The following is a 12,237-nucleotide window of genomic DNA, read 5'->3' as shown; positions in this document are numbered from 1 at the left end:
TGGTCAGCCTTTCTCGGGGGAGGAGGGACGGGGTTCGTAGCGCGTCGGCGGGAACGCCCGGCGCACGAGCGCGCGCAGCGACTCGAGCGAGCCGGAGACGAGACCCTGCGCGCGGGCCTGGACGATGATGTTCCCGATCGCCGTGGCCTCGCTGGGACCGGCCTCGACCGGGAGCCCGGTGCGGTCGGCGGTCAGCTGGCAGAGCAGCTCGTTCTGCGAGCCGCCGCCGACGACGTGGATCGTGCGGACCCGCTTGCCGCTCAGCCGGACGGCGTCGGCGAGGGTGCTCGCGTAGGCCTCGGCGAGCGACTCCAGGATCGAGCGGACGAACTCGGGCCGGGTGCGCGGCTGCGCGAGACCGCGCTCGACGCACCACTCGACGATCCGGCCGGGCATGTTGCCGGGGGCGAGGAAGCGCTCGTCGGCCGGGTCGAAGGTCGTGATCGGTCCGCGGATCGCCGCGGCCTGGCGCAGCAGCTCGGCGAGGTCGATCTGCTCGCCGGTGCTGCGCTCCCAGGTGCGGATCGACTCGGAGAGCAGCCAGAGGCCGGAGACGTTCTTCAGGAATCGGACTCGCCCGTCGACGCCGCCCTCGTTGGTGAAGTTGGCGGCCCGACCCTCCAGCGAGACCACCGGCTCCTCGAGTTCGACGCCGACGAGCGACCAGGTGCCACTGGAGATGTACGCGAAGTCCTCGCCAGCGGCCGGCACGGCGACGACGGCCGAGGCCGTGTCGTGCGAGCCGACGGCGACGACGCCGAGCCCGGCCGGGGCGCCGAGCTCGGCGGCGACGGCGGGCAGGAGCGAGCCGAGCCGGGAGCCCGGCTCGATCAGGGGCGCGAGGATCCCGAGCGGCAGATCGAGGCGCGTGAGGAGCTCGTGGTCCCACGCGCGGGTGTGCGGGTCGAGCAGACCCGTGGTGGAGGCGTTGGTGATCTCGGTCGCGGCGACGCCGGTCAGCCAGTAGCCGATCAGGTCGGGGACGAGCAGCGCCTGGTCGGCGAGGGCGAGCACGTCGCGCTCGGCGGCGAGCTGGAACAGCGTGTTGAAGGGGAGGTGCTGCAGTCCGGTGCGCGCGTAGAGCTCCTCCGCGCCGATCCGCGCGTGCACGTCGGCGACGCCGCGCGCCGTCCGCTCGTCACGGTAGTGGTACGGCGCGCCGAGCATCCGGCCCCGGCGCAGCAGGGCGTAGTCGACGGCCCAGGAGTCGACGCCGATCGAGACGACCTCGGGCTCGTCGCGGAGCGCGTTGGTCAGCCCGGTCGTGAGCGAGCGGTGCAGCTCGAGGATGTTCCAGTGCAGCGCGGACTCGGCGCCCTCCTGCACGCGGACGGGCTGGTTCGGGAAGCGCGCGACGTGCCGCATCCGCAGCTCGTCGTGGCCGACGTAGCCGAGGATGACGCGCCCGCTGGTGGCGCCGAGGTCGACCGCCGCGACGGCCTTCATCGGAGGACTCCTTCGGTCGCGGTCATCGGAGGAACGCCGCCGCGACCCCAGCGTCGACAGGGACATGAAGCCCCGTCGTGTGGGAGAAGTCCGAGGTGCAGAGGGCGAAGACGGCGTTGGCGACGTTCTCGGGGACGACCTCGCGCTTGAGGATGGTGCGCTTGGCGTAGAACGCGCCCAGGTCCTCCTCGTCGATGCCGTAGGTCTTGGCGCGGTTCGCGCCCCAGCCGGAGGCGAAGATGCCGGAGCCGCGGACGACGCCGTCGGGGTTGATGCCGTTGACCTTGATGCCGTGCTCGCCGAGCTCGGCGGCCAGCAGGCGCACCTGGTGGGCCTGGTCGGCCTTGGTCGCGGAGTAGGCGATGTTGTTCGGGCCGGCGAAGACCGAGTTCTTCGAGGAGATGTAGACGATGTCGCCGCCGAGCTTCTGATCGACGAGCACGCGGGCCGCGGCCTGCGAGACGAGGAACGAGCCCTTCGCCATCACGTCGTGCTGGAGGTCCCAGTCGGCCTCGGTGGTGTCGAAGAGCGACTTCGAGAGCGAGAGGCCGGCGTTGTTGACCACCAGGTCCAGACCGCCGAAGGCGAGCACGGTGGCGTCGATCGCGGCCTTCACGGCGGCGGCGTCGGAGACGTTCGCCGCCACTCCCACCGCGACGTCGGTCGAGCCGAGCTCGGCGGCCGCGGCCTGCGCCTTGGCCAGGTCGAGGTCGGCGACGACGACGCAGGCGCCCTCGGCGGCGAGGCGGGTGGCGATGGCCTTGCCGATGCCGGAGGCGGCGCCGGTGACGAGCGCGATGCGCGAGGCGAGGGGCTTGGGCTTCGGCATGCGCTGCAGCTTCGCCTCCTCGAGCGCCCAGTACTCGATGCGGAACTTCTCGGCCTCGTCGATCGGCGCGTAGGTCGAGATCGCCTCGGCGCCGCGCATCACGTTGATCGCGTTGACGTAGAACTCGCCGGCGACCCGGGCGGTCTGCTTGTTCGCGCCGTAGGAGAACATGCCCACGCCCGGGACGAGCACGATCAGCGGGTCGGCGCCGCGGATCGCGGGGCTCTCGGGCGTCGCGTGCGCGTCGTAGTAGGCCTGGTAGTCGGCGCGGTAGGCCTCGTGCAGGGCGGGGAGGCGCTCGACGATCTCCTCGACGGTGGCCGTGGCCGGCAGGTCGACGAGCAGCGGCTTGACCTTGGTGCGGAGGAAGTGGTCGGGGCAGGAGGTGCCGAGCGCGGCCAGGCGCGGGTGCTCGGTGCTCGCGAGGAAGTCGAGGACCTCGGCGGAGTCGGTGAAGTGGCCGACCTGCGGGCGGTCGTGCGAGGCGATGGAGCGCAGGTGGGCGGCGAGGGCGGCGGCCTTGGCGCGGCGCTCCTCCTCGGGCAGGGCGGCGCAGCCGTCGAGGGCGGGGCCGAAGGGCTCGGGGCGGCCGTGCTCGGCGATGTACGCGCTGGCCGTCTCGATGATGCGGAGCGAGTTCGCCTCCGCCTCCTCGCTGGTGTCACCCCAGGCGGTGATGCCGTGGCCGCCGAGGATCGCGCCGATGACCTCGGGGTTCGCCTCCTTGATCGCGGCGATGTCGAGGCCGAGCTGGAAGCCGGGGCGGCGCCACGGGACCCAGGCGACGGTGCCGCCGAAGGCCTCCGCGGTGAGGCGCTCGCCGTCGGCGGCCGTCGCGAAGGCGATGCCGGAGTCGGGGTGCAGGTGGTCGACGTGCGCGGCGTCGACGAGGCCGTGCATCGCGGTGTCGATCGAGGGGGCGGCGCCGCCCTTGCCGTGCAGCGTGTAGTCGAACGCGGCGACCATCTCGTCCTCGCGGTCGACGCCGGGGTAGACGTTCACGAGCGCGCGGAGGCGGTCCATGCGGAGGACGGCGAGGCCGGACTCCTTCAGGGTGCCGAGGTCGCCGCCGGAGCCCTTGACCCAGAGCAGCTCGACGGGCTCGCCGGTGACCGGATCGGTCTCGACGCCCTTCGCGGAGGTGTTGCCGCCCGCGTAGTTCGTGTTGCGCGGGTCGGCCCCGAGGCGGTTCGAGCGGGCGATGAGCTCTGCGGCGGTCGAGGCTGCCATGACTTCTCCGTCTGATTGAACGAGTGTGTTAACTGTCACAGAAGCTAACAGCCGGACCGAGCGCCGGTCAATGGTCGGCGGCGTGCTGTCCGCAGAGAGAAGGCTGGACGGCTGGAACCGGGCGGGATCGGGCGGGTTCGTCGATCCAGCCTTCGCTGTGCCGGTCGGTCGTGGGTCACGGCAGGGGGCGCGATGCTCAGCGCACGTCGGCGAGGCCGCGGAACGGGTCGAGTCGCTCGTCGGCGGGGTCGAGCTCGGTGACGAGCACCGCGATCGCGTCCCAGTCGAGCGCGCGGGCGAGGGCCGTGCGCTCGAGCTTGGAGGAGTCGACCAGCAGCACCGTCTCAGCGGAGGCGGCGACGAGCACGCGCTTCACCTGGGCCTCCTCGAGCGTCACCTCGCTGGTACCCGCGCGAGTGACGGCCGACGCCGAGGTGAAGAAGCGGTCGTAGTGCAGCTCGGCCGCGCCGGCGCAGGCGAGCGGGCCGACGAAGCTGTCGGTCTCGGCCTGCAGCTCGCCGCCGATCAGCACGACCCGGGCGCGGGTGGCACGGGCCGAGGCGTGGTTCTCCAGCGAGTTGGTCGCGATCAGCAGCCTCGGCGACTCCGGGGCGGCGGCGAGCAGGGTGCCGGCGGTCGAGGAGGCGTCGACCGCGATCGCGCCCGAGTCCGGCAGCAGGGCGACGGCCTTGCGGGCGATCTCGCGCTTGGCGGCGGCGCCCGCGGCCAGGCGCTCGGCGAAGGGGCGGGGGCGGAGGGCGGCGACCGCGCCGCCGCGGACCCGGCTGAGTCGTCCCTCCGCCTCGAGGTCGGCCAGGTCGCGACGGACGGTCATCGTCGAGACGTCCAGCTCGGTCGCCGCGTCGTCGAGGCGGATCGCGCCGTCGCGCTCGAGCAGCTCGATCAGGCGCGCGCGCCGCTCCGCGGAGTCCACCGTGGCCATGCCGCTCCCGTTCCGCCGGCGCGTGGGCGCCCGCGCGATCGAGAGTAACGGTGGGCGCGCGGGCGGGGCGCCGGTCCGGCGGGCCTCAGCTCTCGTCGTCTCGGCCGCGCCGCACCTGGGCGGACGGGTCGCGACCGGTCACCGGGAACGGCCCCGTCACTCCGTCGCGCAGCTCCGCGATCCGCAGGATGCGGCCGCGCTGCAGGAACCAGCCGGCCACCAGCAGCGGGACGATGATCACCAGCGACGCGATGGTGAGCGTGCCGACCGGGAAGTCGATCGCCATCAGCACCAGCACCACGGCGAGGAAGACGAGGGTCAGCCAGGAGGTGACCGGGGCGCCGGGGAGCTTGAACGACGGCTCCTTCGCGAGGCCCTTCTTCGCCCACTGCCGCAGCCGCATCTGGCAGAGGATGATCGTGCCCCACGCCGTGATGATGCCCAGGCTCGCGATGTTCAGCGCGATCTCGAACGCCTGGCTCGGCACGAAGTAGTTCAGCACCACGCCCGCCACCGTGAAGGTCGCGGTGAGCAGGATGCCCGCGTAGGGGACGCCGCCGCGCGACATCCGGGTGGTCCACTTCGGGGCGGAGCCGTTCATCCCCATCGAGTGCAGCGCGCGACCGGTGGAGTAGAGGCCGGCGTTGAGCGAGGAGAGGGCTGCGGTGAGGACCACGAAGTTCATGATCGAGCCCGCGATGGTGCCGACCTCGGGCCCGCCGATCGAGGAGAAGAAGGTGACGAAGGGGCTCTCGCCCTCCTTGTAGGCGGTGTAGGGGAGCAGCAGCGAGAGCAGGACGATCGAGCCGACGTAGAAGATCGCGATCCGGAAGATCACCGAGTTGATCGCGCGGGGGATCACCTTCTCGGTGTCCTGCGTCTCGCCGGAGGCGGTGCCGACCAGCTCGATCGCGGCGTAGGCGAAGACGACGCCCTGCATCACCAGGACCGCGGGGAGCAGTCCGTTGGGCAGGATGCCGCCGTTGTCCTCGAGGATCGAGACGCCGGTCTGCACGCTCTCGCCGCCGGCCTGCACCGGGAAGGCGAAGACGAGCCAGATCAGTGCGACGACGAGGAAGGCGACCAGCGCCGTCACCTTGATCAGCGCGAACCAGAACTCGAGCTCGCCGAAGACCTTCACCGCGACCATGTTCGCGGCGAGGACGACGAGCAGCGCGATGAGGGCGAGGAGCCACTGCGGCGCCGCGGTGAAGGCCGACCAGTACTTGAGGTAGACGGCGACGGCGGTGGTGTCGACGATCGAGGTCATCGCCCAGTTGAGGAAGTACATCCAACCGGCCGCGTAGGCGAACTTCTCGCCGTAGAACTCGCGGGCGTAGGAGATGAACGACCCGGACGACGGACGGTGCAGGACGAGCTCGCCGAGGGCGCGGAGGATGAAGAAGGCGAAGACGCCGGCGACGAGGTAGGCGATCGCGAGGGCCGGGCCGGCGGAGTTGAGGCGGCCGCCGGCGCCGAGGAAGAGCCCGGTTCCGATCGCACCGCCGATCGCGATCATCTGGAGCTGGCGGGGCTTCAGACCGTGCTGGTAGCCCTCCTGCTCGTGCGAGAAGTCTTTCGCGGGCGCCTGCTCCGCACCGATGTCGTCCTGCGCTGTCATGGCGTCACGGTACTCCCGCGCGGGGGGCGGTTCCGGCCGCTGAGCGCGGGGTGGGGGTGGGTATGCGCTTGCCCGGCCGGTCGGCGGGATGCGGAGAGGTGTCGAGGCTCCTCCACAGGTACTGAAACGCGCCCAGTTGTCGGGATGCCTCGTCGATGTGATCAGATCAGTATGGGTCCGGGCATACGGTTCCCTCGCTGCGGCAGCGCAGGCCGCCTCGCCGGCGTCGGCGACCGCGGTCCGAACACAGAGAGGTCCCACCATGTCCTTCCGAGCACCCGGCTCCCGCCGGTCCTTCATCACCGGACTCGCCCTCACGGGGGCGATGCTGATCGCGCCCGTGGCGGCGGCGTACACCGTGTCCCACCCCGAGGAGGGAGGGACGTGGATCCACGGGACGACCGGCGGGACCGTGCTGTCGTCGTATCAGCACGACTCGCGGTCGCACAAGGCGACAGTCTTCAACGGCGAGTACCACCGCACCGGCTGCAAGGCTGCGGGCCGGGACGCCTCAGTGAGTGCACCCGCTCGCACGTTCGAGGTCGACTCCGCGTACTACGACGTCTGCTGAGTCCTGATCGAGAGGCGGGCGGGGCTTCGGCCTCGCCCGCCCTGACAGCGGGAGAGCTGTGAGAAGCAAGAGTGTGGTCCTCGGCTATGTGCTGGCCGTAGTCCTGGCGGCGGTGCTCGCCGTCCTGTTCGTTCGCGCATTCGATGCGCGTGGCCCGGTGTGGAACGGGGGCTGGCAGCTCGTCGTGTCGCAGGACGCGGCACCCCGGGTCTCCGCGAGCGAGGTCTACCGTGACCTCACGGCGCTGGCGGACGGTCGTGGTGTCGACATCGTCCGGTACGTCGAGGATTCGGTGGATCCGGCGACCGTGCGCCACCTCTACGTCGCAGGCGAGGGGACCGCGGCGGAGCTGCTCCGTGACGGCTACGGCGCTGTCGACACCGCGATCACGACGACGGTCGCGCCGCTGCAGGACCTCGGTCTGCTCGATCCGCGCGGGGCCTGGCTGGTCGGGGGTGATCGAGCGGATGCGGAGGCGGTGCTCGCGGTCATCGAGAACGGCGGCTGGTCGGGCCGGGTCGCGCCCTACGCCTCGGGCATCGACGTCGACACGTACCGCGAGTACGGCGATCTGATGCGCTCGCTCGCCGTCGTGCTGCTCGCCGTCATCGTCCTGGTCGGAGCGGGAACGCTGCTGCGGAGCCAGGCGCACGGGGTGCAGCGGCTGCACGGCGCGGGGCTCCTGACGATCCTGCTCTCGGAGTGGCGCTTCCTCGCGCTCCCGGTGGTCGCCTTCTCCGTCGGCGGAGTGGCGGCGGTCGCTCTCGCGACGGCCGCTCTGAACGGCCTCGCGCAGCTGCCGACGGTCCTCGCGCTCTCCGGTCGGCTTCTCGCGCTCCTCCTGCTCGCCGCGGTCGTCGCGCAGATCCTCGCGATCGCCCTCACCGACGGCCGGCGGCTCGTCGACCAGGTGAAGGGCGAGATCGACGGCTGGTGGGTGCTGCTCGGCGTCTACGCCGTCCGGGTCCCGGCGGTGCTGGTGCTGCTCGCGATCGTCGCCGCGCTCGGGCAGAGCGCCCGGGTCGCGGACATCGAGGGCCGCAGCCGCGAGCTCCGGAGTGTCGCGCAAGATGCGGTCACGCTCGGTATCGGCGGTTACCTGAGCCCGTCCGAGTACCACGCCGCTGATCGGCGACTGGCCGATCTGGCCGTCTCGCAGGAAGCCTCCGGAGGGGTGATCTTCGTCACGCCGGGACTCAGCGACCAGGGAAACGTGCTGCTCGTGAACGAGGGATACCTCCGGAGGGTGGAGGTGCTCGGCGATGACGGGCGCCGGATGACCGAGGTCCCCGACGGCGTCATCACTGTCCTCGAGCCGGAGGACACGTCTGCTGAGTACCGGCTGTCCGTGCTGGCCGACCTGCACTCCTGGCAGGACACGCAGTCGAGCGTCTCGGATCCGGCACCCGCGACCGTCGGTCTTCCCGTCGCGGAGCACGTCGTGCCGTCAGGGCAGGCCCTCGTCACCCTGGGCTCCGGTGAGCACAGCTTCCGCCCGGAGCCGGAGCTCGTCGATCCGATCGTCGTCGTTCTGCCATCGGTCGGGGTGCTCGCCGCCTCCGAGCTGGTCGCGGTGATCACCCAGGGCGGAGTGATCTTCACCGAACCCGCGGCGCTCCCGGCCGCGATCGAGATGGGCGGTCTCTCCCACTTCGTGGCCTCCATCACTCCAGTGGCGTATCAGGCGAACGAGCAGTACCGGCGGGCGCTCGGTGCCCACGCGATCAACGTGATCGGGTTCGTGAGCGGCGGGATCGTCGTGCTGCTCACCGGTCTCGTCGCCGCGGTGGTGCTGGTGGAGAAGGACCGCAAGCGGGCGTTCGTGCACCGGCTGTCCGGGCTCGGACCGCTCACGGCGCACCGGAGCGGGCTCCTGCTGGAGGGTGTGCTGCTGACGGCGACGCTGGCGGTCGCCGTCGTCCCGCAGTGGTTCCGCGATCCGAAGGACGTCCGCACGGTGATCGACCTCGGCACGGTCGACACCGAGAACTTCCTGCTCGAGCAGACCGCGCTGGACATCGGCGTGGTCGCGGCCAGCGCTGCGCTCCTCCTCGCGTGCCTGGCCCTCGCGCACCGGAGGGCGAGCCGCTCACCCGTCGTCGACACCTGATGCGCTCCCCGCTCCACTCCTTCCTCCCGACCGAACGGAAAGGCCTCCTGTGATCCTCGCCACCCACCTCGCCAAGGGCTACGGCCGACGCACGCTGTGGAGCGGGCTCGATGTGACCGTCGCCTCCGGCAGCACCCTCGCCCTCACCGGTGCGAGCGGCAGCGGCAAGTCGACGCTCCTCAACTGCCTCGGGCTCCTCGACGCCCCCGACTCGGGCTCGATCGAGGTCGACGGGGAGGAGCTGACCCGCCTCCGGGCGCACGGCCGCCGGCGCTTCCGGCGGGACCGGCTCGGCTACCTCTTCCAGAGCTACGCCCTCGTCGACACCGCGACCGTCGAGCAGAACCTCGCGATCGCGCTCGGCGAGCGGCGCGGACACCGCGACCGGTTCGAGCGCGCGCTCGAGCGCGTCGGCCTGGCGGGGCGGGGCCGCGAGCGCGTCGCCCGGCTGAGCGGCGGCGAGCAGCAGCGGGTCGCGCTCGCCCGGCTGCTGGTGAAGAGCCCGACCCTGGTCCTCGCCGACGAGCCGACCGGCGCCCTCGACGCCGAGAACAGCGAGACCGTGCTCGACGTGCTGGCCGAGCTGGCCGGTCACGGCGCGAGCGTGGTCGTCGCGACCCACGACCGCGCGATCGCGCGCTGGTGCGACGACCGGCTCCACCTCGCCGCGCCCTGAGCCGGGGATCCCCGGCCGAACGATGCTGGTCGGGGGTCTCGATACGCCCGCTGCGCAGGTTGCTCGACCAACAGAAGGACCCGCTGCGCGGGCGGCTCGCCAGTGAAGCGGGCCGGGTCTCCCGCGGGAGTGGTCGGCGGAAGCATGCTGGTCGAGTAGCCCCGCAGGGGCGTATCGAGACCCGACGCCCTCTTCATACGGATTCTGCGTTCGGCTCCTGGCGATGGTGGGTCTCGATACGCCCGCTGAGCGGGCTACTCGACCAGCAAGAGGGCGGAGCGGGCCTCACTGGCAGTGCTCAGCGGAAGCATGCTGGTCGAGTAGCCCCGCAGGGGCGTATCGAGACTCGATCCCATCAGCACGTGCGTTCTGCAGACTCGGCTCCTGGTGATGGTGGGTCTCGATACGCCCGCTGCGCGGGCTACTCGACCAGCAAGAGGACCAGCTGCGCGAGCTTTCGACCGGCGAAGAGGGCGGGTCTTGCAGCGTGCTGGGCCGAAGCATGCTGGTCGAGTAGCCCCGCAGGGGCGTATCGAGACTCGATCCCGTCAGCACGTGCGTTCTGCAGACTCGGCTCCTGGTGATGGTGGGTCTCGATACGCCCGCTGCGCGGGCTACTCGACCAGCAAGAGGGGGCCCGCGGAGCAGGCCGCTCAACCAGCAGGGGAGATCAGGCGGGGGCGCGGTGGGTGGCGAAGGCGAGGTCGATGAGGGGGAGGCGGTCGCGCTCGACGACGGCCGTCAGGACGCGGTCGCCGAGGTCGGCGCCGACGCCGAGGACGTGCGCGTCGGTGTCGATCCGGAGTCCGGGGACCGGGCGTCCGTCGAGGAGGAGCGGAACGTCGTGCTCGACGCACTTCTCGGTCGCGGGGCCGAGCAGCTCGCCGGGGAGCCGGCCGCGGACGCGCTCGTCGCGGAACCGGTTCCTCAGGATGTGGTTCACGTGCTCCACGAGGACGCTCTCGGCTGAGTGCCACGGCGGCGCCGGCTCGTGCACGACGGTCGTCCGCACCGCCTCCCACAGCCACGGGTAGCGCATCCGGGCGGTGATCGCGGTCATCCAGTCGGGCAGCGGGCGCACCGGTGGGGCGTCGAGCGAGGCGCGAAGCTCGTCGTCGAGCTCCGCGAGGTTGGCGGGGTCGTCGTGGTCGTCCGGATTCAGCCAGAGCGTGTACCCGATCGCCACGGACTCGATCTCGACGCGTCCGCCGGAGGTGCTCGACGCCGTTCCGGACGTCCACGGCTCGAGCGACGGCTGAGGAACGAAGCCGTACAGCGGGCCCGGGAAGGCGCGCGCCACCTCGTCGAGGGTCGGCGGGACCGGGACGTCCTCGAGGCGGGCGCTCTCGTCGTAGAACATCCTCCGAGGGTGCCGCGGCGGCGCGGCGGGCGCAACGGCGGGCGGTGACCCGGCGCGAAGCGGCGCTGGGTGGGGGGAGGCGAGCGGCGGTCCGGCGATGGTGGGTCTCGATACGCCCGCTGCGCGGGCTACTCGACCAGCAAAGGGGGGCGCGTCGCTCCGCGGTGCTCGGCGGAAGCATGCTGGTCGAGTAGCCCCGCAGGGGCGTATCGAGACCCGACGCCGTCAGCGCCTGAGTTCTGCGGACTCGGCTCTTGGTGATGGTGGGTCTCGATACGCCCGCTGCGCGGGCTACTCGACCAGCAAAGGGGGGCGCGTCGCTCCGCGGTGCTCGGCGGAAGCGTGCTGGTCGAGCAGCCCCGCAGGGGCGTATCGAGACCCGACGCCGTCAGAGCCTGAGTTCTGCGGACTCGGCTCTTGGTGACGGTGGGTCTCGATACGCCCGCTGCGCGGGCTACTCGACCGGCAAGGACTTCGCTGCGCGGGCTCCTCGAAGGGCGGAGGGGGCGGGTCTCTCGACGCGGGGCTCGGCGGAAGCATGCTGGTCGAGTAGCCCCGCAGGGGCGTATCGAGACCCGAACCCGTCAGCGCCTGAGTTCTGCAGACTCGGCTCCTGGTGATGGTGGGTCTCGATAGGCCCGCTGCGCGGGCTACTCGACCAGCAAGGACTCCCGCTGCGCGGGCTACTCGACCAGCAAGGACTCCCGCTGCGCGGGCTGGTCGACCAGCAACGGTGCTCAGCCGCGAGCGTGGCGGGTGACGAAGCTGAAGTCGAGGAGGGGGAGGCGGTCGCGGTCGACGACGGCCGTCAGGAAGCGGTCGCCGAGGTGGGCGCCGACGCCGAGGACGTGCGGGTCGGTGTCGATCCGGATGCCGGGGACCGGGCGACCGTCGAGGAGGAGCGGGACGTCGTGCTCGATGCCGAGGTCCATCGCGGGGCCGAGGAGCTCGTCGGGGTCGCTCCCGCCCGCGCGCTCGGTGCGGAGGCGGTTCCTCAGGATGCGGTTCACGTGCTCGAGGAGCGCGAACTCGATGCTCTGCCACGGCGAGTGCTCCTCCGCCACGCTCGTCCGCACCGCGTCCCAGAGCTGGGGTTACGGCATCCGGGCGGCGATCTCCGCCATCCACTCGGGCACGGGATGCGTCGGTGAGACGTCGAGCGAGGGCCTCGGCTCGCCGCCGAGCTCCTCGAGATTCGCGGGGTCGTCGTGGTCGTCCGGGTTGCGCCAGAAGGTGTAGCCGATCGAGGCCTCGTCGAAGAGGATCACCCCGCCCCGGTCGCGCGCCGAGGCGGAGGACACCCACTCCTCCAGGGACGGCTGCGGCGTGAGGGTGAAGAGCGGACCTCGGAAGAACCGCGTCACGACGTCCAGCGTCGGCGGCTCGGGGAGCTCCTCGGGGGGCAGGTACTCGTCGGCGTGCATCCGTCCAGCCTCACGCGACGGCGGTGC

The 12,237-nt window shown here is 71.7% G+C and carries 10 protein-coding genes; 3 read left to right on the top strand and 7 right to left on the bottom strand.

Features of this window, described 5'->3' with window-relative positions:
* Positions 1–3: 3 nt before the first annotated feature.
* From EDF17_RS09790 to EDF17_RS09775, 4 genes are all read right to left on the bottom strand, one after another.
* A complete protein-coding gene (locus EDF17_RS09790; RefSeq protein WP_123446922.1) occupies positions 4–1,446 on the bottom strand; it encodes a rhamnulokinase family protein in 1,443 nt (480 codons plus the stop codon).
* A 22-nt stretch (positions 1,447–1,468) separates the two neighbouring features.
* Positions 1,469–3,505, bottom strand: a complete 2,037-nt coding sequence (locus EDF17_RS09785) for a bifunctional aldolase/short-chain dehydrogenase (protein ID WP_123446921.1) — start codon at positions 3,503–3,505, stop codon at positions 1,469–1,471.
* A gap of 196 nt (positions 3,506–3,701) precedes the next feature.
* Entirely contained in the window at positions 3,702–4,448 is a 747-nt protein-coding gene (locus EDF17_RS09780) for a DeoR/GlpR family DNA-binding transcription regulator (RefSeq protein ID WP_123446920.1), read from the bottom strand.
* Positions 4,449–4,533: 85 nt separating this feature from the next.
* A complete protein-coding gene (locus EDF17_RS09775; RefSeq protein ID WP_123446919.1) occupies positions 4,534–6,069 on the bottom strand; it encodes an amino acid permease in 1,536 nt (511 codons plus the stop codon).
* Positions 6,070–6,331: 262 nt separating this feature from the next.
* On the opposite strand from EDF17_RS09775, the gene EDF17_RS19820 reads away from it, so the two are divergent.
* From EDF17_RS19820 to EDF17_RS09760, 3 genes are read left to right on the top strand one after another with little or no spacing between them, the layout of a single operon-like run.
* Positions 6,332–6,640 (top strand): lactococcin 972 family bacteriocin, encoded by a 309-nt coding sequence (locus EDF17_RS19820; protein WP_132436830.1) that lies wholly within the window; start codon positions 6,332–6,334, stop codon positions 6,638–6,640.
* Between the two features lie 58 nt (positions 6,641–6,698).
* Entirely contained in the window at positions 6,699–8,750 is a 2,052-nt protein-coding gene (locus tag EDF17_RS09765; RefSeq protein ID WP_133671975.1) for a hypothetical protein, read from the top strand.
* 49 nt (positions 8,751–8,799) lie between these two features.
* Positions 8,800–9,426, top strand: coding sequence for an ATP-binding cassette domain-containing protein (locus EDF17_RS09760; protein WP_123446916.1), 627 nt, complete (start codon positions 8,800–8,802; stop codon positions 9,424–9,426).
* Between the two features lie 670 nt (positions 9,427–10,096).
* Here the strand turns inward: EDF17_RS09760 and EDF17_RS09755 are convergent.
* The 3 genes from EDF17_RS09755 to EDF17_RS09745 all read right to left on the bottom strand — a co-directional run bounded on the left by EDF17_RS09755 (position 10,097) and on the right by EDF17_RS09745 (position 12,210).
* Positions 10,097–10,786: a hypothetical protein gene (locus tag EDF17_RS09755; protein WP_123446915.1), complete on the bottom strand. Its 690-nt coding sequence runs from the start codon at positions 10,784–10,786 to the stop codon at positions 10,097–10,099.
* 737 nt (positions 10,787–11,523) lie between these two features.
* Positions 11,524–11,850, bottom strand: coding sequence for a hypothetical protein (locus tag EDF17_RS09750; RefSeq protein WP_133671973.1), 327 nt, complete (start codon positions 11,848–11,850; stop codon positions 11,524–11,526).
* Positions 11,851–11,880: 30 nt separating this feature from the next.
* Positions 11,881–12,210 (bottom strand): hypothetical protein, encoded by a 330-nt coding sequence (locus EDF17_RS09745; RefSeq protein ID WP_123446913.1) that lies wholly within the window; start codon positions 12,208–12,210, stop codon positions 11,881–11,883.
* Positions 12,211–12,237 lie beyond the last annotated feature (27 nt).

It is taken from the genome of Rathayibacter sp. PhB1, from assembly GCF_004362935.1.
GTDB classification, from domain to species: Bacteria; Actinomycetota; Actinomycetes; order Actinomycetales; family Microbacteriaceae; genus Rathayibacter; species Rathayibacter festucae.
This window is presented reverse-complemented; position numbering and strand designations above follow the sequence as displayed.